At 64.3% G+C, this 23,042-nt stretch carries 20 protein-coding genes; 16 read left to right on the forward strand and 4 right to left on the reverse strand.

Annotated features, from left to right (window positions below):
- Positions 1-396: 396 nt before the first annotated feature.
- A complete protein-coding gene (locus tag IVB18_RS10570) occupies positions 397-1,248 on the forward strand; it encodes an SDR family oxidoreductase (protein WP_247989105.1) in 852 nt (283 codons plus the stop codon).
- Between the two features lie 9 nt (positions 1,249-1,257).
- On the opposite strand, the gene IVB18_RS10575 is transcribed toward IVB18_RS10570, so the two are convergent.
- Positions 1,258-1,878 carry a hypothetical protein gene (locus tag IVB18_RS10575; RefSeq protein WP_247989106.1) on the reverse strand — a complete coding sequence of 207 codons (621 nt, stop codon included), beginning with the start codon at positions 1,876-1,878 and terminating at the stop codon, positions 1,258-1,260.
- 254 nt (positions 1,879-2,132) lie between these two features.
- Between IVB18_RS10575 and IVB18_RS10580 the strand changes: the two genes are divergently transcribed.
- The gene (locus IVB18_RS10580; protein WP_247989107.1) at positions 2,133-2,651 is read left to right on the forward strand and encodes a TetR-like C-terminal domain-containing protein; all 519 of its coding nucleotides are present in this window, start codon (positions 2,133-2,135) and stop codon (positions 2,649-2,651) included.
- Positions 2,652-2,926: 275 nt separating this feature from the next.
- Entirely contained in the window at positions 2,927-4,639 is a 1,713-nt protein-coding gene (locus IVB18_RS10585) for a sulfatase-like hydrolase/transferase (protein ID WP_247989108.1), read from the forward strand.
- A 28-nt stretch (positions 4,640-4,667) separates the two neighbouring features.
- Here the strand turns inward: IVB18_RS10585 and IVB18_RS10590 are convergent, their stop codons facing one another.
- Positions 4,668-6,227 (reverse strand): ABC transporter permease/substrate-binding protein, encoded by a 1,560-nt coding sequence (locus tag IVB18_RS10590; protein WP_247989109.1) that lies wholly within the window; start codon positions 6,225-6,227, stop codon positions 4,668-4,670.
- Positions 6,224-7,006, reverse strand: coding sequence for an ABC transporter ATP-binding protein (locus IVB18_RS10595; protein ID WP_247989110.1), 783 nt, complete (start codon positions 7,004-7,006; stop codon positions 6,224-6,226). The genes IVB18_RS10590 and IVB18_RS10595 overlap by 4 nt, the downstream gene beginning before the upstream one ends.
- A 134-nt stretch (positions 7,007-7,140) precedes the next feature.
- On the opposite strand from IVB18_RS10595, the gene IVB18_RS10600 reads away from it, so the two are divergent.
- Together IVB18_RS10600 and IVB18_RS10605 are read left to right on the forward strand one after the other, a co-directional pair.
- Positions 7,141-7,959 carry an ABC transporter ATP-binding protein gene (locus IVB18_RS10600; protein ID WP_247989111.1) on the forward strand — a complete coding sequence of 273 codons (819 nt, stop codon included), beginning with the start codon at positions 7,141-7,143 and terminating at the stop codon, positions 7,957-7,959.
- Positions 7,959-8,744 carry an ABC transporter permease gene (locus IVB18_RS10605; protein ID WP_247989112.1) on the forward strand — a complete coding sequence of 262 codons (786 nt, stop codon included), beginning with the start codon at positions 7,959-7,961 and terminating at the stop codon, positions 8,742-8,744. Before IVB18_RS10600 ends, IVB18_RS10605 begins: the two co-directional genes overlap by 1 nt.
- Positions 8,745-8,784: 40 nt before the next feature.
- Here IVB18_RS10605 and IVB18_RS10610 read toward each other — a convergent pair whose 3' ends face one another.
- Entirely contained in the window at positions 8,785-9,234 is a 450-nt protein-coding gene (locus IVB18_RS10610) for a cupin domain-containing protein (RefSeq protein WP_247989113.1), read from the reverse strand.
- Positions 9,235-9,372: 138 nt separating this feature from the next.
- On the opposite strand from IVB18_RS10610, the gene IVB18_RS10615 reads away from it, so the two are divergent.
- From IVB18_RS10615 to IVB18_RS10665, 11 genes are all read left to right on the forward strand, one after another.
- Positions 9,373-10,401: an ABC transporter substrate-binding protein gene (locus IVB18_RS10615; protein WP_247989114.1), complete on the forward strand. Its 1,029-nt coding sequence runs from the start codon at positions 9,373-9,375 to the stop codon at positions 10,399-10,401.
- A 28-nt stretch (positions 10,402-10,429) separates the two neighbouring features.
- Positions 10,430-11,134 carry an NUDIX hydrolase gene (locus tag IVB18_RS10620; protein ID WP_247989115.1) on the forward strand — a complete coding sequence of 235 codons (705 nt, stop codon included), beginning with the start codon at positions 10,430-10,432 and terminating at the stop codon, positions 11,132-11,134.
- Between the two features lie 95 nt (positions 11,135-11,229).
- The gene (locus IVB18_RS10625; protein ID WP_247989116.1) at positions 11,230-12,540 is read left to right on the forward strand and encodes an ABC transporter substrate-binding protein; all 1,311 of its coding nucleotides are present in this window, start codon (positions 11,230-11,232) and stop codon (positions 12,538-12,540) included.
- A gap of 15 nt (positions 12,541-12,555) precedes the next feature.
- Positions 12,556-13,323, forward strand: a complete 768-nt coding sequence (locus IVB18_RS10630; RefSeq protein WP_247989117.1) for an ABC transporter ATP-binding protein — start codon at positions 12,556-12,558, stop codon at positions 13,321-13,323.
- Between the two features lie 3 nt (positions 13,324-13,326).
- Entirely contained in the window at positions 13,327-14,031 is a 705-nt protein-coding gene (locus tag IVB18_RS10635; protein ID WP_247989118.1) for an ABC transporter ATP-binding protein, read from the forward strand.
- Positions 14,032-14,047: 16 nt separating this feature from the next.
- Positions 14,048-14,929: a branched-chain amino acid ABC transporter permease gene (locus IVB18_RS10640; protein ID WP_247989119.1), complete on the forward strand. Its 882-nt coding sequence runs from the start codon at positions 14,048-14,050 to the stop codon at positions 14,927-14,929.
- Positions 14,926-15,945 (forward strand): branched-chain amino acid ABC transporter permease, encoded by a 1,020-nt coding sequence (locus tag IVB18_RS10645; protein WP_247989120.1) that lies wholly within the window; start codon positions 14,926-14,928, stop codon positions 15,943-15,945. Before IVB18_RS10640 ends, IVB18_RS10645 begins: the two co-directional genes overlap by 4 nt.
- Positions 15,905-16,828, forward strand: a complete 924-nt coding sequence (locus IVB18_RS10650) for a polyphosphate kinase 2 family protein (protein WP_247989121.1) — start codon at positions 15,905-15,907, stop codon at positions 16,826-16,828. The genes IVB18_RS10645 and IVB18_RS10650 overlap by 41 nt, the downstream gene beginning before the upstream one ends.
- 714 nt (positions 16,829-17,542) lie before the next feature.
- Positions 17,543-19,882: a mechanosensitive ion channel domain-containing protein gene (locus IVB18_RS10655; protein WP_247989122.1), complete on the forward strand. Its 2,340-nt coding sequence runs from the start codon at positions 17,543-17,545 to the stop codon at positions 19,880-19,882.
- Positions 19,883-20,038: 156 nt separating this feature from the next.
- Positions 20,039-21,034, forward strand: coding sequence for a tripartite tricarboxylate transporter substrate-binding protein (locus tag IVB18_RS10660; protein ID WP_247989123.1), 996 nt, complete (start codon positions 20,039-20,041; stop codon positions 21,032-21,034).
- Positions 21,035-21,187: 153 nt separating this feature from the next.
- Positions 21,188-22,840, forward strand: a complete 1,653-nt coding sequence (locus tag IVB18_RS10665; RefSeq protein ID WP_256476719.1) for an NAD-dependent malic enzyme — start codon at positions 21,188-21,190, stop codon at positions 22,838-22,840.
- The last annotated feature ends 202 nt before the right edge of the window (positions 22,841-23,042 follow it).

The raw sequence follows: 23,042 nt of genomic DNA on the forward strand, positions 1-23,042 counted from the left end.
GAGGTGGACGCCTCGCCGCTCGCATCTCCTCTCAAGCTTTGTTGCTTCATTTAAACTCTTCGATGTTTGAAGCCCGCGCTCAAGACGAAGAACTGACGCTTAAAGCACATTCTTGGTCTCGCGTCGTTCCTCAATCCCTTCTTTCGCGTCCGACCCGCAAAACCCTAGCGTCTTCAGGGTCAAAGATTCGGCTATTCATCCGTATTCTGATCGTGCAATGATCCGTGCAGCGCGACGTTCGCGTGCCGCTTCATCCTAAGAATTGACACCGGCTGCACCTTCTTATGGTGCGTCGCGCGTGCAAAAACCGTCATCGGTGCGCGCCCTGAGAACCCGGCAGCATTGCGCAGCCCTGCTGTCCTCTTGCATGATTGGGGGAACCAGAGGGGGAAACACATGCGATCTGTCGTCGTCACCGGCGCGTCCACCGGCATTGGCTGGGCCACTGCAAAATTCCTGATCGGGCGCGGCTATCGCGTCTTCGGCAGCGTCCGAAAGCAGGCCGACGCCGACCGGCTCTCGGGCGAATTCGGCGCCAGCTTCACGCCATTGCTGTTCGATGTCACCGATGAAGCCGCAGTGCTGGCCGCCGCGCGCCAGGTGCGCGAGGCGCTGAATGGCGAGACGCTGGCCGGCCTCGTCAACAATGCCGGCATCGCGGTCGCCGGTCCCGTGCTCGAATTATCGGCCGATGATTTCCGCCGCCAGATGGACATCAATGTCATCGGTCCGGTGATCGCCACGCAAGCCTTCGGGCCGCTGCTCGGCGCCGATCCGTCGCTGAAGGGGCCGAAGGGCCGGATCGTGATGATCAGCTCGGTCGCGGGCAAGAACGGCAACCCGCTGTCGGCGCCTTACTGTACCTCCAAGCACGCCATCGAGGGCCTCTCGGAGAGCCTGCGCCGCGAGCTGATGCTGTTCGGCATCGACGTCATCATCGTTGCCCCCGGCGCGGTGAAGACGCCGATCTGGAGCAAGGCCGAACAGATTGATCTCTCCGTGTACCAGAACTCGCCCTATCTTCCGGCGCTGAACAAGGTCATGGCGTTCATGATGGAGCTTGGCGCGAAGGGCCTGCACGCCGAGCGCATCGCCGAAATCGTGTTCGAGGCGCTGACTGCCGCAAGCCCCAAGGTGCGCTACCAGATCACGCCGGACCGGCTGCGCCATCTGATCGGGGCCGTGCTGCCGAAACGGACGCTCGACCGCATCATCGCCAAGCGCCTCGGGTTGCTGCCGCAGGGCTGAGCCCGCTGCTCAGCTTGCCTCGGCCGTCCGTCCGCGCGGAAGGGCGGCCATCGCGATCAGCCGCAGTGCGATCACTGCGAGGAGCGGAACGAGGAACGCAGCATAGAGCGGCATTGCCGGCACGCGCTTGCCGAATGACACCATGAACTGGAACCAGAGATAGTAGCCGCCCGTGAGGTGCAGCGCGCGCCAGGCGCGCGGCCCGATCAGCGCGGCGGTGCGGTCGAACGAGGTCGCGCTCATGGCGATGATGAACGCATATCCGATGCTGCCGAAGATGTAGGAGGCGGCCGAAGTCGCCTCCGCAAAACCGGTAGGATCCATTTGGGCGAATATGACGATCGCAACTGCGTGGATGGCGTGCGAGGCCGCGAAGCTCAGGCCCAGATAGCGCCGGTTGCGGCGCTGCCAGCGCGTCCACGCGTTGGGCCAGAGCCGCGCCAGCGCGGCGGCTCCGAAGGCGAGGCAGAAAAGGAGCAGAGAGCTGCGCGCCGTGAAGCGGATCACCATGCGCACGCCCTCGACCTCGAACTGTCGCATCGAGGCGATCCATACGCTCAGCACGACCAAGCTCACGCTGAGGACGGCAAGCAGCCGCCAGCCTTCGAACCAGCTTTGACGTCGTGACATGGCAGCGATCTCCTTCGTTATGTAATCATCGATTACATTTCGAGGTGACCCGGCCGTCAATGGTGTAATCGATGATTACATTCACGTTTGGGTGATGCTAGAAGGCTCTATGCCCACCAGCCCCACATCTAAGCTCCGCCCCGCCCCCGCCCCGCCGCCGCGCAGCTGAAGCCCGGCCCTATCACCACGGCGACCTCCGCCGGGTCCTGATAGACGCTGCGCTGCAACTCGCGGCCGAGGGCGCCGAGGTCTCCGTGCGCGAGGCCGCGCGCCGCGCCGCCGTGTCGCCGGGGGCGCCGTTCCGGCACTTTCCCAACCGCGATGCCTTGATGGCCGCGGCGGCAGAGGAGGCGCAGCGGCGCTTTCGTGTCGAGATCGAGGCGGCGCTGGGCCAGATGCCGTCCGCCGACCCGCTCGCCCGTTTCCGCGCCTTCGGCCTTGCCTATTTGCGCTGGGCGATACGCAATCCCGCGCATTTCGAGATCATCTCGACGGGGCGCTACTTTGCCCATGGCGGTTCCGCTGAGCTCTCGCGGGACAATGCGGAGCTGATCGCGCTGACGGAGCAGATGCTGACTGATGCGGCGGAGCAGGGCTTGTTGCGGTCGACGGACCTCAAGCGCATCCAGATCGCGGGCCGCGCCTTGGTCTACGGTTTTGCCCGGATGAATCTCGATGGCCACTTTCCGCGTTGGGGAGTGGAGCAGGGCGAGATCGAGCGGATGGCGGAAGGGATGATCGACCTGTTCATCGCAGGGATCTCGAAGCCCTAGCGCGGGCCTGATCTGCTCGGCCTCGCCCTTCGAGATGCCTGCTGGTGCAGGCTCCTCAGTGAGGGGATGGAATTGGATGTGGGGCGCGCGAGGCACCCGCCCCTTCGCCGCCCGCTAACATTAAGCGAAGGTCGGACCGCGGCACACGTTGCTTGTCCGTGACCATTCAATTACAGTTTTATGACACGGTGCAGGCCTTCCGGCTGCGCCGAACGCCGCAGGCCCGGTCAGCCGGCTCGGCATTACCGCGCCGGACCAGCTGTTGCGTGTCGTCGATGGCGTCCGCGCCCAATCCAGGTCCTTCCGCCACGACCGCTGTGTTGGCGAGCGTTGCCGCGCTCGGCATCTGGCGCCTGCTGGCGGTGGCCGCGCCCCATTTCGCAGCCCTGGCGCTGATGTACGAGACCGAGACCGATTTCGGCGCGCGGCTGTCTTTCGTGCTGGCCTGGGGCATCCTCAACTTCTTCTGGATCACGCTGCTGCGGCGGCCCGCACTCTCGGGCGCGCTGTCGCTGACCATGGTCGTGGTGCTGGTGCTGCTGTCGCGGCTCAAGCACGACGTCGTGCAGATGACGGTGAACTTCATCGACCTGATGATGATCGACCGCGACACCGTCGCCTTCCTGTTCACGATCTTCCCGAACCTGCGCTGGTCGGTGATCCTGGCCGGCCTCGTCACGCTGCCGCTGATGTATGCGCTGTGGTGGCTCGACCCGTTCCGCATCCGCCGCTTGCCGGCGCTTGCCTCCATGCTCGCCTGTGTCGCCGCACTCGTCGGCTATTCGCTCTATCATCCGGACGAGGCCTGGCGCGGCTATTACGACGACGGCTATCTCTCGAAATTCTTCCGCTCCGGCGTCAGCGCGGTCTCCGACTTCGCGCAATACGGTTTCATGGAGTCGGCGGCCTCGACCAATGAACGGCTCAACATGCCGCTGGTCGACGCCTGCCATCCCGCGGGTCGCCGGCCGAACATCATCATGGTCCATGATGAATCGAGCTTCGACATTCGCGCCGCGCAGGGCATCAAGGTGCCGCCGGGCTATGGCAGCCATTTCAAGTCCCATGACGGCAGGCAGCGCACGTTTCTGGCCGAGAGCAATGGTGGGCCGAGCTGGTTCACCGAATACAACGTATTGGCCGGCCTCTCCTCGCGCTCGTTTGGCCGGTTCGCCTATTTCGTGACGCGCATTGCGACGGGCCGCGTCGAGCGCGGCCTGCCGCTGGCGCTACGCCGCTGCGGCTACGACACCATGTCGCTCTATCCCGCCTACGGCGCCTTCATGAGCGCGCGCAGTTTTCAGCTCACCACCGGCATCGAGCGCTTCTACGACGCAAAGGATCTCGGTGCGAAGGATGTCGAGCCGGACGGCTTCTTCTACGACAAGGCGCTCCAGCTGATGGGGGCGCGGACGCCGAACAAGCCGCTGTTCACCTTCATCTATCTCGGCGCCAATCATTTCCCTTGGGAGACGCGCTTCCGCCCCGACCTGATGCCGAACTGGCGCGCACCTGGCAATACGCCCTCCATCGACGAATATCTGCGCCGGCAGGCGATGAGCGCCGAGCAGTACAAGGCCTTCATCGCCGGCTTGAAGAAGTCCTTTCCAGGCGAGCCGTTCCTGATCGTGCGCTATGGCGACCATCAGCCGGAGTTCGCACCGCAGATCCTCGAGCCGGGGCTCGATGAAGGCGCCATCGGCAAGAAGCTCGACGGCTATGATCCGCGTCTCTACGGGACCTATTACGCGATCGACGCCGTCAATTTCGAACCGGTCAAGAGCGATGCGGTGATGGACACGGTCGACGGTCCCTATCTGCCCCTGGTGATCCAGGAAGCTGCCGGCATTCCGCTCGATCCGTCCTTCGCCGAGCAGAAGGAGATCATGCTCCGCTGCAAGGGCATGTTCTACGCCTGCAAGGACGGCGCCGAGGCGCGGCGACTCAACCGGCTGCTGATCAATGCGGGGATGATCCGCGGGCTGTAGACGATTGTCGCTCTGCGGCGAGCGTGGCCTACCGTTTCCCCACCTTCTCCCACAGCCACCGCGCCACCGCATCCGGCGACGAATTCGCGTCGTTGCCGCTGGCCCGCAAATTGGCTTCCCGCATCGTGGCGATATCGATCCTGCCGAGCAGCGGCTCGAGAGCCTCCTTGAGCCGCTCATCGCCGGTGCGCTTCGGCGCGAGCAGAAGGATCGCATCGTAGGGTGGGATTGCGTGTCTGGGATCGTCGAGCACCACGAGATCGTATTTCGCGATCAGCCCGTCGCTGGTGTAGCCGGCGATCACGTCGATTTCGCCGCTGGCGACCGCCGCATACATGAAGTCCGGCTGCATCTGGCGTTGGGCGCGGAACTGAAGGCCATAGGCCTTTTGCAGCGCCGCCCATTCGGGCCGCGAGAAGAATTCGTAGTCGCCGGCGATCGACATCGTCGGCGCGTGCGCCGCGAGATCGGCGATGGTGCGGATATGAAGCGCCTCGGCACGCTGCTTCGGCATCACCAGCGCATAGGCATTCTCGAAGCCGAGATCGCCGAGCAGGGTGATGTTGTCCCTGGCGAGCGCCGCCTTCAGCTCCGCCAACAGCTCCGCGCGCGGCTTGATGTCGGTGCGGTGCAGCTGATTGGCCCAGAGCGTGCCGGAATAATCGACATAGAGGTCGATGTCGCCGGCCTTCAGCGCCTCGAAGATCACGCTCGAACCGAGACCCGATCGTGCGGTGGTGGATAGACCGGCTGCCTGGAGGCGGTCCCTGAGCAGGGCCGACAGCACATATTGCTCGGCAAAGGTCTTGGCGCCGACACCGTATCCCGACGACGATCGCGCCATCGACGGCACCAGCGTCGCGGCCACCAGCGCGAGGATGCCGGCGACGCCGAACACAGTACGCAGGCGGCTGCGTTGGCGCAGGCCGTTCTCGATCAGAGCAAGCAGTTGATCGACGGCGAGCGCCAGCAGGGCGGAAGCAAAACAGCCGAACAGCACGAACACCCAGTTCTGGGTCTGGAGTCCCGCGAAGATATAGTTGCCGAGGCTGGTCTGTCCGATCGGAGTCGACAGCGTCGCGGTGCCGATCACCCAGACGGCGGCGGTGCGGATGCCGGCCATCATCACCGGCAGCGCCAGCGGCAGTTCGACCATCACGAGCGACTGCCGCGCGGTCATGCCGACACCCTTCGCAGCCTCGAGCAGCGCCGGGTCGATGCCGTTCAGGCCGGTGATACCGTTGCGCAGCACCGGCAGCATCGAATAGAGCGCGAGCGCCAGCATCGCCGGCAGGAAGCCGAACGCCGAGAACGAGACGCCGAACCAGGCCAGCGTCACAGAGGCCAACGCCAGCAGCAGCGGGTAGAATAGCGCGAGCAGCGCCAGACCCGGCACGGTCTGCACGATGCTGGCGAGCGCGAGCAGGACGCCGCGCGGGGTGGGACGGTCGCGCGTCAGGATCGCCAGCGGCAGGCTGACGATCAGGCCAAGCGCGAGCGCGGCCAGGCTCACCCGCACATGGTTGCCGAGATAGTCGGGCAGATGCGACAGCGCCTCGCCCCAGCGCGGATCGGAGAAGAGGCTCATGCCGCACCGCTCTGCGGCAGCAGCGTGTTTAGCCGCTCGACCTGGCGCCGCGGCGTCCGTAACAGCTCCAGCACATAGTCATCGCTGCTCTTTGAGAGCTCGGCCGGTGTGCCCTGCGCGAGCAGCTTTCCGCTGCGCATCACCGCGATGCGGTCGGCGAGCAGAATCGCTTCCGTCATGTCGTGCGTGATCATCACGGTGGTTAGGCCGAGGCTGCGATGCAGCGTGCGATAGTCGTCGCCGAGCGCGTCGCGGGTCAGGGGATCGAGCGCGCCGAACGGCTCGTCCATCAGTACGATGCGGGGTTGTGCCGCCAGCGCCCGCGCGACGCCGACGCGCTGGCGCTGGCCGCCGGACAGCGCCTCTGGCAGCCGGTCGCGATGCGCAGCACGGTCGAGCTGCACGAGCTCCAGCAGCTCGTCGACGCGCGCGGCGATGTCCGCCGCCGGCACGCCAAGCAGCTTCGGCGTGATCCCGATATTGTCGGCAACACTCAGATGCGGAAACAGTCCGCCGCTCTGGAAGACGTACCCGATCCGTCGCCGCAGCGCGACCGGATCGACGGCCCGCACGTCGTCGCCCTCGACGGTGATCGTGCCCCGATCGGCCTCGATCAGCCGGTTTGTCAACCGCAGCAGTGTGGTCTTGCCCGAGCCCGAGCCGCCGACGATGGCCAGAAACTCGCCCTCGCCGATATCGAGCGACACATGGTCCACAGCCACGGTGCGACCGAAGCTCTTGGTGACGTGCGCATAGCCAATCATCGGCCTGGAAGGCATTGGGCGGGGGCTCACTTCGCTGACCAGCCCATGGAGGGCGGGGATGACGAGACCCATGCGTAGCACGCTTGGCGGCTCGATTGAACTTCGCCGCGCGAGCGGCTAAGGCATCGATCCGGGTTCGGAGGAAACACATGACAACGCCCACGGCAGTGGCACTGGAAGATGCCAAGGTTGCGTTCCGGCTGGGAGACGGGCGGGTCTACACGGCGGTGGAAAAGGCGCACCTTACGGTCGCGCAGGGCGAGTTCGTCGCCATCGTCGGCCCGACCGGCTGCGGAAAATCGACACTGCTCAACGTTGCCGCCGGACTGCTGAAGCCGGCCGCCGGCAGCGTCAAGATATTCGACCGGTCGCTCGCGGGGCTGAACCGGGACGCCGGCTATCTGTTCCAGGCCGATGCGCTGTTTCCCTGGAAGACCGCGCTCGACAATGTCGCGATCGGGCTCGAGATCAGGGGCACGCCGCGCGCCGAGGCGCTGCCGCGCGCGCAGAAATGGCTGACCTCCGTCGGCCTCGCGGCTTTCGCCAACCGCTATCCGCACATGCTTTCGGGCGGCCAGCGCAAGCGTGTGGCGCTGGCGCAGGTGCTGATCCGCGATCCCAAGATCCTGCTCATGGACGAGCCGTTCGGGCCGCTCGATGCGCAGACCCGGCAGGTGATGGGCAACCTCCTGCTCGACCTCTGGAATGCCGACCGCAAGGCCGTGCTGTTCGTGACCCATGACCTCGAGGAGGCGATCGCGCTCGCCGACCGCGTCGTGATCATGTCGGCGGGACCGTCCTCGCGCATCATCGGCGACTGGCGCGTGACGCTGCCGCGCCCGCGCGACATCTTCGAGGTGCGGCTGGACAAGGAGTTCCATGCGCTCCATCGCGAAATCTGGAGCGTGCTCAAGGACGAGGTGATGAAGGGCTACGCGCAATCCACGCAAGCGGCGGAGGCGGTCTGATGTCGCGCGTGACGCTGCTTGCGCTGCAAGTCCTGGTCGCCGTCGTCTGCATCGCGCTGTGGCAATTGCTCTCGACTGTTCCCGTGTTCGGCAAGATCCTGCTGCCGCCGTTCTTCTTCTCCAACCCGGTCGACGTGTTCAGCCAGATCGTCAAATGGTTTTTATCGGGCGTGATCTGGAAGCATCTCTGGATCACGCTGGTGGAGTCGCTCCTGGCCTTCGTGATCGGATCGCTCGGCGGCGTGCTGGTCGGCTTCTGGTTCGCGCGTCAGCCGCTCGTCGCCGCGGTATTCGATCCCTACGTGAAAATGGTCAACGCGCTGCCGCGCGTCGTGCTGGCGCCGATCTTCGCGCTGTGGCTCGGCCTCGGCATCTGGTCCAAGGTTGCTCTCGGCGTGACGCTCGTCTTCTTCATCGTGTTCTTCAACGTCTATCAGGGAGTCAAGGAGGTCAGCCGCACCATCCTGGACAATGGCCGCATGCTCGGCATGAGCGAGCGCCAGCTGATGCAGCACGTTTATTGGCCCTCGGCGCTGTCCTGGATGTTCTCGTCGCTGCACACCTCGGTCGGCTTTGCCGTGGTCGGCGCGGTCGTCGGCGAATATCTGGGATCGGCGGCGGGGCTCGGCTATCTGATCCAGCAGGCCGAAGGCGTGTTCGATGTCGCCGGCGTGTTCGCCGGCATGTTCGTGCTGTCGGCCTTCGTCATCCTGATCGACTATGGGGTTACGCTGGTGGAGCGGAGACTATTGGTTTGGCGGCCGACCGTGGACGGGCGCGGCTAGGCCGCAACGGGGCCCACGCATCGGCGCGAGCCCGGATCGCTCAGTCCAAAAGCTTGGTGTCGTCAGGTGCCTGCGGCGGCGTCTTGATTGCGATCGCCTTGACCTGTCCGCTGATCGGCTTGGTGCCGCCATGCGGCGTTCCCTTCGGAATGATGACGAGGTCGCCGGGCTTCACCGTCACTTCCTTGTCGCCGAGCCAGATGGTTCCGGTCCCGTCCAGGATGTACTGAATCTCGTTGGTGTTGGGATGCATGTGCTTCGGCACATTGCCGACCTGGATCGAGATGGTGGCGCCGTCGGCGCTCGCGAACATCTTGGAACGGTAGCCGACATTGTTGGCGTTCCCGAGTGGGTCGCCTTCCATCTCGCCGGTGTGGATGATCTGCGGGGTGATATTCTCCGCGGCCACCGCCGGCCGCAGCAGGTGGGTCGCGCCGCATCCGGCGGCAAAAGCGGTGGCGATCGACAGCCCGATTGCAAGGCGATTCATGGATGATCCTCCCCATCACAAGTTTGTTGTTGTGCGCCCATGCTATTGCGCCGAAAGGCCGATGGCCAGCGCCTTAGGCCATGCTTCTCAAGCCAGTCCCGCTGCTCTATGGTGCCGCCGGCCGAATGGAGGAAACCAATGAAGAACACGATTGCCAGGCTCGCCGGCGCGCTGCTGGCGCTGACGCTCACCACCGGTCTTGCCGCGGCGCAAAGCAAGGTCACCGTCGCGATCGGCGGCGGCGCCTGCCTGTGCTATCTGCCGACGGTGCTGGCTAAACAACTTGGCGAGTACGACAAGGCCGGCCTCAGCGTCGAGCTCGTCGACCTCAAGGGTGGCTCGGATGCGCTCAAGGCCGTGCTCGGCGGCAGCGCCGACGTCGTCTCCGGCTATTTCGACCATTGCGTCAATCTCGCCGCCAAGAAGCAGGAGCTTCAGGCCTTCGTGGTCTATGACCGCTATCCCGGCCTCGTGCTGGTGGTCTCGCCGTCGCACACGAACGAAATCAAGTCGGTCAAGGATCTCGCCGGCAAGAAGGTCGGCGTCAGCGCACCGGGTTCCTCTACCGACTTCTTCCTGAAGTATATGCTGAAGAAGAACGGCCTCGATCCGGCCGGCACCGCCGTGATCGGCGTCGGTCTCGGCGCCACCGCGGTCGCCGCCATGGAGCAGGGACAGATCGACGCGGCCGTGATGCTCGATCCCTCCGTTACCGTGCTCCAGGGCAGCCACAAGGACCTGCGCATCCTCAGCGACACCCGCACCCAGAAGGATACGCTCGAGACGTTCGGCGGCGAATATCCGGGTGGCGCGCTGTACTCGACTGCGGCCTGGGTCAACGGCCACGAGAAGGAGGTGCAGGCGCTCACCAATGCGATCCTGGGCACGCTCGCCTGGATCCATTCGCATTCGCCCGAGGAGATCATGGCGAAGATGCCGGAGGAGATGGTCGGCAAGAACAAGGATCTCTATCTCGCCGCGCTGAAGAACACGATTCCGATGTTCTCCGAAACCGGCAAGATGGACCCGAAGGGGGCGGACGCCGTGCTCGCGGTGTTCAGCGTCGGCTCGCCTGACGTGGCCAACGCGAAGATCGACGTCAGCAAGACCTTTACCAATAGGTATGTCGAACAGTCCAAGAAGACCACAGGAGTGAATGCCAAATAGCTGACGCGAAGGCGTGGTAATCGGCGTCATGACGTCACCGGTCATTCATCGCGTCGCGACGCTCGATCTTGCCGTGCGCCCGATCGCGTGGCCGTTCGCAGAAGAGCGGCGCGCCGAGATCGCGGCGCATTTTGCCGAGAAGCAGCGCGAGCGGCCGAAAATCTGGAACGGCCGCGTTCTGCTCGGGCGCGATGCCGTGTTCACGGACGGTCATCTCGCCGCGACCTATTTCGAGACCGACTTCGCGAGCTTCCTCGCCTGGCGCGACTGGGGCTTTCCTGATCCTGCCGTGTTCAACGGCTTTGGCATGGGCGCGCTATGCGCCTCCGACGGCGTCTTCGTTATGGGCGAGATGGCGCAGCACACCGCCAATGCGGGACGCATCTATTTCCCGTCGGGCACGCCCGATCTCGACGATGTCAGGCACGGGACGCTCGACATTCCCGGCAGTGTCGTCCGCGAGACCGCGGAGGAGACCGGCCTGACCGCGGTCGACTACCGAGCCGAGGCGGACTGGCACTGCGTGGTCACCGGCCACGCGATTGCAATGATTCAGGTTCTCAACCTTGATATGCCGGGCGAGGCGGTTCGCACCCGGATCGAAGCGAATCTCGCGCGCGAGGCCGAGCCCGAATTGTCGGCGATTCATCTCGTGCGCGGGATGAGTGATCTCACGCCGTCCATGCCGCGATTTGTCACGGCCTTCGTCGAGCAGCAGTTCGCTTCGCGCTGACGCGCGAGGCTTGACATCGCTTCGCCCAGCCCATGTGATGGGCAAAAAACAAAAGCAAAAAGAATGCAATGCACAATCGTCCAGGGAGGTTTTTGATGCGCCTGCGCATGGCTGCCCGCTCGGTACGTGGGATGTTGATCGCGATTGCCGCGACAGGCTTGATGGCTTCGGCCCAGGCTCAAGAGAAGAAGATCAAAATCGGCGTCGTGTTCGACCTGACCGGGCCTCTCGCGGGCGGCGGGTCTGAGCTCGGCTATATCGGTGCGAAAATCATCCTCGACCATTTCGCCAAGACCGGCGTCGAGGGTTACAAGATCGAGGCGGTCTATGCCGATGCGCAGAGCAAGCCCGACATCGCCATCAACGAATCCGTTCGCCTGCTCGAGCAGGAAAAGGTCGACATGGTGCTCGGCTTCTTCTCCTCGGCCCAATGCGTGCCGGTCGCGGCCCGCGTCGAGCAGCTCAAGAAGTTCATGTGGATGACGACCTGCATCTCGTCGGCCGTGTTCAACGACAAGGGCTACAAATACGTGTTCCGCCCGCAGGCGAGCGGCGACCAGTTCGGCATGATGACGATGGATTTCATCGCGCAGAATGCCAAGCAGAAGTTCGACAAGGAGCCGAAGGACCTGCGCGTCGCGATTATCCACGAGGACGGCGCTTATGGCGTCGACGTCTCCAAGGGCAATGAGGCCGGCGCCAAAAAGGCGGGCTTCAACCTCGTCATGAAGGAGGGCTACTCCGCAACCGCGCCGGATCTGTCGGCGCTGGTGACCAAGCTGAAGCGCGCCAAGCCCGACGTCATTTTCCATACCGGCTACAATCCCGACATCACGCTGTTGTTGCGGCAGGCCCGCGAGCAGGGGTTGAAGTTCGGCGCGCTGATGGGGCATGGCGCCGGCTACGGCGTCTATGAGAAGCTGAGGGAGGGCATGGGCGCGGACGCCACCTATATCTTCAACACCGACCCGATCTCGATCTGGCTCGCCAACCAGAAGACCATGGATCCGAAACTCCCGCCTGTGATCAAGATGGTCGGCGAGGAGTTCGACAAGATCAGGCCCGGCGTCGCCATCCGCTCGGCCCATGTCGGTATCGGTGCGTCCAACACCTACGTGTTCATGGCCGATGTGCTGCCGCGCGCGATCAAGAAGTACGGCGGGGTCGATCCCGACGCACTGCGCAAGGCCGCGCTTGACACCGACATCCCCGAAGGCGGCACCATGCTCGGCTTCGGCGTCAAGTTCTATGGCGAGGGCACGCCGATGGCAGGCCAGAACGAGCGTTCGTTCCCGGTCGTGATTCAGTATCTCGACGACAAATCCCATGTGGTGTGGCCCAAGAGCCAGGCGCAGCGCGAGGCCGTGCTGCCGCTGCCGAAGGGCACCACCTACAGCAACCAGTAGCGGCGGAGAGCGGCGGTGCTGGAAGTCAGCGGGCTGGTGAAGCGCTTCGGTGGCTTCACCGCCGTCAACAACGTGTCGTTCCGGGTCGATCAGGGCGAGATCCTCGGCCTGATCGGCCCCAACGGCTCGGGCAAGAGCACGATCTTCAACATGCTCTCCGGTACGCTGGCGCCGACTTCCGGATCGATCCTGTTCGCCGGGCACGAGATCGCGGGCCTCGCGCCGCACCGGATCATCAACCGCGGCATCGGCCGCACCTTCCAGATTCCGCGGCCGTTCCGCCGTCTGACGATTTTCGAGAACGTCGCGCTCGCCGGCTTCTACGGTCAGGGCCGGCACAGCCGCGCCAAGGCCGAGGAGGCGGCCGAGCGGTCGCTCGCGATGGTCGGCTTGCCCACGGATCGCCACGCCAGCGTCGATGGCCTAGGCGCGGCCAGCTTGAAGAAGCTCGAACTCGCCAAGGCGCTCGCCACCGCGCCAAAGCTGCTGCTCGCCGACGAGAGCCTCGGCGGCCTCGACGAGACCGAGATGGATCAGGCGGCCGACATGCTGCGCAACATCCGCGACGAGCTCGGCATCACCATCATATGGGTCGAGCACATCATGGGCGTCTTGATGCGCGTGGTCGACCGCGTCATGGTGCTCGACCACGGCGAGAAGATCTCGGAGGGATTGCCGAGCGCGGTTGCTGGCGACCCGCGCGTGATCGAGGTCTATCTCGGCACGGATGCCGAGACCACCCAGGCCGCGGCGGCGGAAGCGCGCCGCCGCGCCGGAGGCTAGGCGATGCTGGAGCTTCGATCCGTCAACGCTGGCTATGCCACGTTCCAGGCTTTGTTCGACGTCAATCTCGACGTGAAGGCCAGCGAGGCCGTCGGCGTCATCGGTCCGAACGGCGCCGGCAAGACCACCCTGATGCGCGTCATCTCCGGCCTGATCCGCCCCTCGCGCGGTTCGATCACGATGGAGGGCGTCGATGTCGTGGCGACGCCGCCGCACAAGATCGTCAGCCTCGGGATTGCGCATGTGCCGGAGAACCGGCGACTGTTTCCGCAGCTCTCGATCGACGACAATCTGAAGATGGGCGCCTTCATGAAGGAGGCGCGCGGCCACTACGCCGAGCGGCTGGACGTCGTGTTCGAGCTGTTTCCGCGCCTGAAGGAGCGCCGCCACCAGATGGCCGGCACCATGTCCGGCGGCGAGCAGCAGATGTGCGCGATCGGCCGGGCGCTGATGTCGAATCCAAAGCTCTTGCTGCTCGACGAGCCATCCGCAGGGCTTGCACCGGTGGTGGTGCAGCAGGTGTTCGAACTGGTGAAGCGCATTCGCGCCAGCGGGCTGACGGTGCTGATCGTCGAGCAGAACGTGCAGCAGGTGCTCCGCGTGGTCGACCGCGCCTATCTGATCGAGGCCGGCACGATCCGCGCCTCGGGCACCTCGGCGGAGATGCTGGCGAGCGACACGGTTAAGGAAGCGTATCTCGGGGTGTGAAGGGCGGGCGAGAGGCATGCAGGCATTCCTGGACATTTTCGACATCTACCTGCTGGAGGCCGTGATCAACGGCATCCTGCTCGGCGGCGTGCTGGCGCTGCTCGCGCTCGGGCTCAACCTGATCTTCGGCGTCATCGACGTGACCTGGATCTGCTACGCCGAGCTCGTGATGATCGGCATGTACGCCATGTATTTCATGGTGCAGTATTACGGCCTCAGCTATTTCATCGCCGCGCCGTTCACCATTCTACTCGTCGCGATCCTCGGCGCAGCGCTGCACTACCTCGTGATCGCGCCGCTGCTGACCGCGCCGCCGATCAATCAGCTGCTCGCGACGGGTGGGGTGCTGTTCGTGCTCCAGAGCTTTGCCACCGTCGCCTTCGGCATCGACTTTCGCAATCTCGGCATCCGCCTGCCGGTGCTCGCCTTCGGCGACATGCATTTCAGCTACGCACGGCTGCTGTCCTTTCTGGCCGCGCTGGTCGGCATGGTCGCAGTTTACCTCTTCATGACGCGCACCTTCACTGGCACCGCGATCCGCGCCATCTCGCAGGATCGGCAGATCATGGCGCTGATGGGTGTCGATACTCGACGCATCTACCTCATCACCTCCGCGCTCGGCGGCGCGCTGGCCGGGCTCGCCGCTTGCCTGCTGGTTCTGCAATATGACGTGCATCCCTTCGTCGGTCTGTCGTTCGGGCCGATCACCTTCCTGATCTGCGTGCTCGGCGGTCTCGGCAATTTCATCGGCGGCTTCATCGCCGCCTTCGTGTTCGCCGAGATCATATCGCTCGGCGGCCTGTTCTCCGACCTCGAATGGGGTTATGTGCTCGCCTTCGCCTTCTTCATCGTCATGATGTTCATCCGGCCTGCGGGCCTGCTTGCGAGGCGCCGATGATGGGGCAGGGCCGGCTTGTGGCGTGGGCAATCGGGCTTGCAGCGTTGATCGCGTTGCCCTTCGTCTATCGCGATCCCTATCATCTGCACATCCTGGTGCTGATCCTGATCTGGTCGTTCGCCTACACGTCCTGGTCGATGATGGGACGGTTCGGCCTGGTTTCGCTCGGCCATGGCGGCTTCATGGGAATTGGCGCCTATGTCACGGCGCTGCTCTGGAATCATCTGGACGTATCGCCCTGGATCGGCATCCCTATAGGCATGGTCGCGGCCGGTGTGCTGGCGCTGATCGTCGGCTATCCCTGCTTCCGCTTCCGCATCACCGGGCACTATTTCGTGCTGGTGACGCTGGCGCTCTCCGGCATCGTGCTCCAGGTCATCACGGCGACGCGCGATTACACCGGCGGCTCGCTCGGCTACACGCCGAACCGCGCGTCGGGGAACAAGCTGCTGGCGCTGCAATTCGACGACAAGACGACCTGGTATCTGATCGCGCTTGGGGTATGGCTCGCGGGCATTATTGTCTGGCACTTGATCGACCGCAGCATGAGCCGCTACGCGCTGGAGGCGATCTCCGAGGATGAGGACGCCGCGGCCGCCGCCGGCGTCGACGTCACCGCAGAAAAGCTGAAGATCACGCTGATCAGCGCTTTGATGACGGCGCTGGCGGGTGCGATCTACTGCCAGTACCAGATGTTCATCACGCCCGACACGGTCAGCGGCATCGCGGTGTCGCTTCAGATGGTGTTCGCGGCCATCGTCGGCGGCCTCTTCGTCTCGCTTGGTCCGACCGTCGGCGCCGTCATCACCATCCTGCTCGCGGAGACCCTGCGCATCGGCTTCGGCACCAAGGCGGTCGGCTGGGACAACCTCGTCTATGGCGTGCTGCTCGTCCTTTTCATCATATTCCTTCCGAAGGGCATCCTTGGTAGCGTGCTCGACCGATTGAAGCCGAAACGCAAGGTGTCCCGCGCTCATGAGCAAGAAGCCGTCGAAATCGCTCGCCCAGGAACTTGACCGCTACATCACACCATTCCGCCATGACGGGTCCGGCAAGTTTCACCTGAAGGCGCACAAGACCGACGAGAAGGGCGGTCTCGACAAGGAGAAGGCGCAGGAGATTCTCGAGGCCAACAAGAAGCGCCTCGTCGAATTCCAGGAGAAGCTCTATGCCCAGGACCGCTGGTCAGTCTTGATTGTGCTTCAGGGCATGGATGCGGGCGGCAAGGACTCCGCGATCAAGGCAATCTTCGAGGGCATCAACCCGCAGGGCTGCGAGGTCCACCCCTTCAAGCAGCCGAGCAGCAGGGAGCTCGATCATGATTTCCTCTGGCGCCACGTGATCGCGCTGCCGGAACGCGGCCATATCGGCATCTTCAACCGCTCCCATTACGAGGAATGCCTGGTGGCGCGCGTGCATCCCGAGATCCTCGCCAAGGAGAAGCTGCCGCCGAAGCTCGTGACCAGGAACATCTGGGCGGAGCGGTTCGAGGACATCTCCGCCTTCGAGCGCTACCTCTCGCGCAACGGCACGGTGGTGCTGAAATTTTTCCTCAATCTCTCCAAGGGGGAGCAGCGCCAGCGCTTCCTCGACCGGCTGGAGGATCCGTCCAAGCAGTGGAAGTTCTCCTTGGATGATATCAAGGAGCGGGCGTTGTGGCCGCGCTATCAGGCGGTGTATCAGGATATCGTCCGGCACACGGCCACGTCCCATGCGCCGTGGTATGTCGTGCCGGCCGACCACAAATGGTTTGCACGCGTCGTGATCGGTTCGGTGATTGTCGCGGCGCTCGAACGGCTCGACCTGCGCTTTCCCCGCGCCGACAAGGCCTCGCTGGGTGAGTTCGACGAGGTGCGCAAGGCGCTGGAGCGCGAGGGGAAGGGGAGCGGAAAGCGGTGAGTTTAACGATGCTCGTGATTCCCGCCGGATGTGCTCTCCGACACAAACGCTGCCAACGGGAATTTATTCCGCCCAAACCATAATGCCGATCTGTCGCGAGAGGCGGATTGGAATTCTCAAATGTGATTTCAATGCCATTGATCCCGCTTGACAGTTTTATGTCACAGGAGGACCATTCGTTCGGTCGCAAAAAGCGACGCACAACGTCCACCTCATGAGCAAGGGGAGGTCTATGACACCACCTCCGCAGATCCAGCCGCGTTAAGTGCGATGGAGCTCGTTCGGACTATCGCATAGCGGCAGAAACCGCGAACGGCACGCCGGGTCAAGGTTTAGAGGGCTGCATCAGTGTGGCAAAGCCCCTACCTGCCCGGCGCTGTTCTTTGTAATATGCGCATCGTCCCGGATGCCCTGACGTGGCTACCGACGCGAATGTTGTGACACCCGCTTTCTCTCTTCTCCTCGTCGCCGTCATTCCGGGCGGACTCCCGGAATGACGGGAGAGGTGTTTGCGCGCGCATTCCAATTTGCGCTCCTCTCTCCGTGACGCTTTCGACTGCAAACTTCTGCAATTCCCGATTCTGCATCGCGGCAAATGCCAAGAGAATGTCGCCGCATCGGCAAACTTCCGACACAGGATCCGGGCGAATAGCACCATCCGACATGACGCATGCGCTTCGGCGGTAACCATTCCGTTTTTTCCAGGGAATCCTCGTGTCGCATAAGCTTGCCCCGGCGCTTCTCGGTCTCATCTTCCTCGCAATCCTATCTCCGTCCGGCGCCCGTGCCGAGCCGCCTGCGCCGGCCACCAGCGGCGCTGCTGCGTTGTCGCCGGACGAGGCCAGGCGCGCGCTGGAAACGTTGCAAGACGACCAGAAGCGCGCGCAGATGATCGACACGCTACGCGCGATTGCGAATGCGTCAGGTCAGCAGCAGCCTCCGGCCCGGGCGCCCGAGCAGAAATCGCCGATCCCGCTGTCGGCCGACGGCCTCGGCGCGCAGCTCCTGCTCACGGTGTCAGAGCAGATCGGCGAGATTTCGCGCGAGGTCGCCGAGATGGCGCGGACGCTGACCCATTTCCCCGCCTTCTATTACTGGATCGTGCGGACCGCCAATGATCCCTCCGCCTACAATCTCTTGATCGAGATTGCCTGGAAGCTCGCGCTGGTGTTCGGCTGCGCCTTCAGTGCCGAGTGGGTGATCTTCCGCTTGATCAAGCGCCCGGTCGCGTTCCTTGAAGCGCGCGTGCCGCAGACGGCGCGCCTGCCGGCGCAGGTGCTGCCGATCGCCGATCCACCCTCATCGGTGGCCGATGCTGCCGCCCAGCCTGATTTGCACAAGCGCTACCATAGCCTGGCACGGGTATGGCAGTTGTTGTTGCGGTTGCCTCTCGTGCTCGGGCGCTTGGTGCTGGAACTGCTCCCCGTGCTCGCCTTTGTCGGTATCGCCACCGGGCTCCTGGGTACTGAGATCGGTGATCCCGCCACCGTTCGCCTCGTGATCCTCGCGGTCGTCAATGCCTATGCGTTCTCGCGCGGGCTCATCTGTGTCGTCCGTGCGCTGGCGGGACCGTACGGCCTGTTTCCGGTTCGCGCAGAGACGGCGGCTTATATCGAAATCTGGGCGCGTCGTATCGTCGGCGTCGGAGTATCCGGCATTGCCTTTGCCAATGTGGCGCTGCTGCTCGGCCTGCATCGCGCCGGCTATGCCGCGCTGCTGCGCATGGTGATGCTGGTCGTGCATCTCTTCATCGTCGTCATCATCCTGCAATGCCGCCGCCAGGTCGCGGACGCCATCCGCGCGCCGGCTGATCGGCAGGGGATTGCGGCCCGCCTGCGCAATCGCATCGCCGGCGGCTGGCACTATCTTGCGATCGTGCTCGACATCGCTCTGTGGGCGGTCTGGGCGCTGAACATCCGCAACGGCTATTCGCTGCTGCTGCAATATTTCGTCGGCACCATCGTGGTGGTGCTGATTACGCGCGTCGCCATCATGGTGACGCTGAGCCTGATCGACCGCGGCTTCCGCATCAAGCCGGAAATCCTCCAGCGTTTTCCGGGCCTGGAAATCCGCGCCAACCGCTATCTGCCGTTGCTGCGCAAGATCGTCTCGGGCGTCATTGCCTTCATCGGATTCGTGGCCGTGCTCGAAGTCTGGGGCGTCGACGCCATCGTCTGGTTCTACGGCGGCCAGATCGGCAGCCGCCTGCTCTCGGCCGTGGTGACGATCGCTCTCGCCGCAGGCATCGCGGCTGCGATCTGGGAAGCCAGCAACGCGCTGATGGACCGCCAGGTCAATGTGCTGTCGCGGGACGGGCACTACGCCCGCGCCGCGCGGCTGCGCACGTTCCAGCCGATGCTGCGGACGGCGCTGTTGTGCCTGATTGCCACCGTCGTCGGCCTCACGGCCCTGAGCGAGATCGGCGTCAACGTCGCGCCGCTGCTCGCGGGTGCCGGCATCGTCGGCATCGCCATCGGCTTCGGCTCGCAGAAGCTGGTGCAGGATCTCATCACCGGCCTGTTCCTGCTGTTGGAGAACACGGTCCAGGTCGGCGACACCGTCAGCGTGTCCGGGCTGTCGGGGGTCGTAGAGAACGTCTCGATCCGTACCATCCGCCTGCGCGCGGGCGACGGCGCCGTGCACATCGTGCCGTTCAGCGCGGTCACGACCATCACTAATGCCAGCCGCGGCGCCGGCAACGCATCCGTCAGCGTCAACGTCGCCTACAAGGAGGATACCGACCGCGCCGGCCAGATCCTCAAGGACATCGTCGACGAGATGCGCCGCGAGCCGGAGTTCCGCGGTGTGATCCGCGGTGACCTCGAGCTCTGGGGCATCGACAAGGTCGACGGCGCGATGGTGTCGATTGTCGGCCAGATCCGTTGCACGGAGGCGGGCCGCTGGCCGGTCCAGCGCGAATTCAACCGCCGCATGAAGCTGCGCTTCCAGCAGAACGGCATCGAGGTCGCATCTCCGGTCCAGACGATCCTGATGCAGATCGCGCCGCCGGCCGATCCGGCCACGAACCTGACGCCACGGCGGGCGGCCGGATAGAGCATGATCCGGAAAAGTGTGGAGCGGTTTTCCGAAAAGGTCATGCTCAAACAATAACCTTCGCAAAATTCCAACTTGCCTCCGCTTGCCCGGCAGCGTTCACTCCGGCTCCAGTCCGCTAACGACAAGCAGGCGACAAAAAGGGTGGAGAGAATGATGCGGGGGCTGTGGGCCGGATTGCGCGGCCATGTGATCGTTTGCGTGTTGATCGGATGTGCGGCGTGGACCGCACCAAGCAGCGCCCAGCCGTTCCCGTCGCGTCCCATCACCCTCGTGGTGCCCTTCGCGGCGGGCGGCCCGACCGACACACTGGCGCGGATCCTGTCCGAACGCATCGCCGCCGAATTGCACACGACGATCGTGGTCGAGAACGTCGCGGGGGCCTCCGGCAGTATCGCCGGTGCCCGCGTCGCGCGCGCGGCCGCGGACGGCACGACGATCACGATCGGCCATTGGGGCACGCATGTGCTGAACGGCGCGATCTTCAAGCTGCCCTACGACGTGATCGCCGATTTCGCGCCGGTGGCGACGATCGCGATGGGTACGCAGCTCATCGTCGGCCGGAAGACGCTCAAACCCGACAATCTCAAGGAGCTGATCGCCTGGCTCAAGGAAAACCCCGGCAAGGCCACCGCCGGGACCGCCGGTGCCGGCACGGGCGCGCATGTCGCCGGCGTCTTCTTCAAGGCCCGGACCGGTACCGACTTCCAGTTCGTGCCCTATCGCGGCGCGGGGCCGGCCATGATCGATCTCGTGGCAGGCCAAATCGACATCATGTTCGACCAGGCATCGAACTCGCTGCCGCAATACAAGAACGGTGCGATCAAGGCGTTCGCGGTGACGTCGCCGACGCGGCTCGCATCCGCGCCCGACATCCCGACCGTCGACGAGGCGGGCCTGTCCGGTCTCTACATCTCCTATTGGCACGGCATCTGGGCACCGAAGAACACGCCCAACGATATCGTCACAAAGCTCAACACTGCCATCGTCGCGGCGCTTGCCGATCCGGCCGTCAGGCAGCGCTTTAGCGAGTTGGGCCAGGAGATACCGCCACTGGTGCAGCAATCGCCCGCAGCACTCGGAGCCTTTCAGAAGGCCGAGACCGAGAAATGGTGGCCGATCGTGAAGGCCGCCGACATCAAGTCGGAGTAGCCTTGCGGCGTTAACTTTTGCCGCGCGTATTCCTCGAAAATTTCGCTGCGGTGCGATATCACAATCGATGCATGCGTTTCTACGTCCTTGATCTCCAGGGAGCGCTGTCCGACAATGTTTGCCGGTTCAATAAGAAACTCCTTGGGGGAATTCGTGAATAGACCTGCCCGGGTCGTTGCCCAATCGACATCATCCAATCCCGCTCACGGCATGACGCTGCTGCGCGATCCCTTGCTCAACAAGGGCACCGCCTTCACCGAGCAGGAGCGTGCTGCGCTCGGCCTGCGCGGCCTGCTGCCGCCTTGCGTGCTGACGATGGAGACGCAGGTCGAGCGCGTGCTCGTCAATCTGCGTACGCTGCCGACCGATCTCGAAAAATACGTCGCACTGAATGCGCTGCATGACCGCAACGAGGCGCTGTTCTTCCGCGTCGTCGTCGACAACATCGACGAGATCCAGCCGATCATCTACACGCCGACTGTCGGACTCGCCTGCCAGAAATACGGCCTGATCTTCCAGCGCCCGCGCGGCATGTTCATCTCCTCGCGCGATCGCGGCCAGATCGCGGAGCTTTTGAAGAACTGGCCTTATCCTGCGAAACTCATTGTCGTCACCGACGGCGAACGCATCCTCGGCCTCGGCGACCTCGGTGCCAACGGCATGGGCATTCCAGTCGGGAAACTCTCGCTCTATTCGGCCTGCGCCGGCGTGCATCCCGAGCTGTGCCTGCCGATCGTGCTCGATGTCGGCACCAACAACGAGGAGCTGTTAAACGATCCCTATTATCTCGGCCTGCGCGAGCGGCGGCTCACCGGCGAGGCCTATGACAGCTTCGTCGACGAATTCATGCAGGCCGCGCGAAAGACGTTTCCTGGCGTGCTGATCCAGTTCGAGGATTTCGCCAATCACTCGGCGTTCAAGCTGCTGCACAAATATCGCGGCGAAGCCTGCGTCTTCAACGATGACATCCAGGGCACCGCGGCGGTGGCGCTGGCCGGCCTGTTCTCGTCGCTGCGCATCTCAGGCGGCAAGCTCAGGGATCAACGCATCCTGTTCCTCGGCGCGGGCGAGGCGGCGACCGGTATCGCCGATCTGGTGGTCTCCGCCATGATGGCGGAGGGCGGCTCCGAAGCCGAGGCACTCCGGCGCAACTGGCTGGTGGATTCCCGCGGCCTCGTCGTCGCAGGTCGCACTGGCCTGTCCGGGCACAAGCTCCGCTATGCTCATGCCGATCAGGCAACGATCGCAGACTTCCTCACCGCGATCAAAACGCTGAAGCCGACGGTGATCATCGGCGTCGCCGCGGTCGGCGGCGCCTTCACGCCCGACGTGCTCAAGACGATGGCCGAGCTCAATGAGCATCCGATCGTGTTCGCGCTCTCCAATCCGACCTCGAAGGCGGAATGCTCGGCGGAGGATGCCTACCGCTACACCGAAGGGCGCGCGCTGTTTGCCTGCGGCAGCCCCTTCGACCCGGTGGAGCTCAACGGCCGCACCTTCGTGCCGCGCCAAGGCAACAACTCCTACATCTTTCCGGGCGTCGGTCTCGGTGTCATCGCCAGCCGCTCGCGGCTCGTGACGGACGAGATGTTCATGGCGGCGGCCCATACGCTTGCCAATTGCGTCGGCAAGGAGGACCTTGGGCAGGGCAGCCTCTATCCCGCGCTGCCCCGTATCCGCGAGGTCTCGGCCCGCATCGCCGCCGCCGTCGCGGACGTCGCCTATCAGCGCGGGCTGGCGGACGGACCCGCGCCCAACGACGTGAAGGGCCTGGTCCAGTCACAGATGTACGAGCCGCGGTACTAAGCCAACGTCCGGCCACAGCAAGTGCGCTGTCCTCTCCACACCGTCATGGCCGGGCTTGTTCCGGCCATCCACGCCTTGCCCGGCGGCACAAAGAACGTGGATGCCCGGGACAAGCCCGGGCATGACGACCTCCTGCGATGATCCTGGACGGCGAGTAGACCAGCACGGCGATACCATTTCAGGTGGAATCGCCGTTGCGCCG

The organism is Bradyrhizobium sp. 186 (assembly GCF_023101685.1).
Taxonomy (GTDB): Bacteria; Pseudomonadota; Alphaproteobacteria; order Rhizobiales; family Xanthobacteraceae; genus Bradyrhizobium.

Excerpts from the sequence above, each read along its gene's own strand:
- IVB18_RS10570 (WP_247989105.1), top strand. The coding sequence starts at position 397 with ATGCGATCTGTCGTCGTCACCGGCGCGTCCACCGGCATTGGCTGGGCC.
- IVB18_RS10575 (WP_247989106.1), bottom strand. The coding sequence starts at position 1,878 with ATGTCACGACGTCAAAGCTGGTTCGAAGGCTGGCGGCTGCTTGCCGTC.
- IVB18_RS10585 (WP_247989108.1), top strand. The coding sequence starts at position 2,927 with ATGGCGTCCGCGCCCAATCCAGGTCCTTCCGCCACGACCGCTGTGTTG.
- IVB18_RS10590 (WP_247989109.1), bottom strand. The coding sequence starts at position 6,227 with ATGAGCCTCTTCTCCGATCCGCGCTGGGGCGAGGCGCTGTCGCATCTG.
- IVB18_RS10595 (WP_247989110.1), bottom strand. The coding sequence starts at position 7,006 with ATGCCTTCCAGGCCGATGATTGGCTATGCGCACGTCACCAAGAGCTTC.
- IVB18_RS10600 (WP_247989111.1), top strand. The coding sequence starts at position 7,141 with ATGACAACGCCCACGGCAGTGGCACTGGAAGATGCCAAGGTTGCGTTC.
- IVB18_RS10605 (WP_247989112.1), top strand. The coding sequence starts at position 7,959 with ATGTCGCGCGTGACGCTGCTTGCGCTGCAAGTCCTGGTCGCCGTCGTC.
- IVB18_RS10610 (WP_247989113.1), bottom strand. The coding sequence starts at position 9,234 with ATGAATCGCCTTGCAATCGGGCTGTCGATCGCCACCGCTTTTGCCGCC.
- IVB18_RS10615 (WP_247989114.1), top strand. The coding sequence starts at position 9,373 with ATGAAGAACACGATTGCCAGGCTCGCCGGCGCGCTGCTGGCGCTGACG.
- IVB18_RS10620 (WP_247989115.1), top strand. The coding sequence starts at position 10,430 with ATGACGTCACCGGTCATTCATCGCGTCGCGACGCTCGATCTTGCCGTG.
- IVB18_RS10625 (WP_247989116.1), top strand. The coding sequence starts at position 11,230 with ATGCGCCTGCGCATGGCTGCCCGCTCGGTACGTGGGATGTTGATCGCG.
- IVB18_RS10635 (WP_247989118.1), top strand. The coding sequence starts at position 13,327 with ATGCTGGAGCTTCGATCCGTCAACGCTGGCTATGCCACGTTCCAGGCT.
- IVB18_RS10640 (WP_247989119.1), top strand. The coding sequence starts at position 14,048 with ATGCAGGCATTCCTGGACATTTTCGACATCTACCTGCTGGAGGCCGTG.
- IVB18_RS10645 (WP_247989120.1), top strand. The coding sequence starts at position 14,926 with ATGATGGGGCAGGGCCGGCTTGTGGCGTGGGCAATCGGGCTTGCAGCG.
- IVB18_RS10650 (WP_247989121.1), top strand. The coding sequence starts at position 15,905 with ATGAGCAAGAAGCCGTCGAAATCGCTCGCCCAGGAACTTGACCGCTAC.
- IVB18_RS10660 (WP_247989123.1), top strand. The coding sequence starts at position 20,039 with ATGCGGGGGCTGTGGGCCGGATTGCGCGGCCATGTGATCGTTTGCGTG.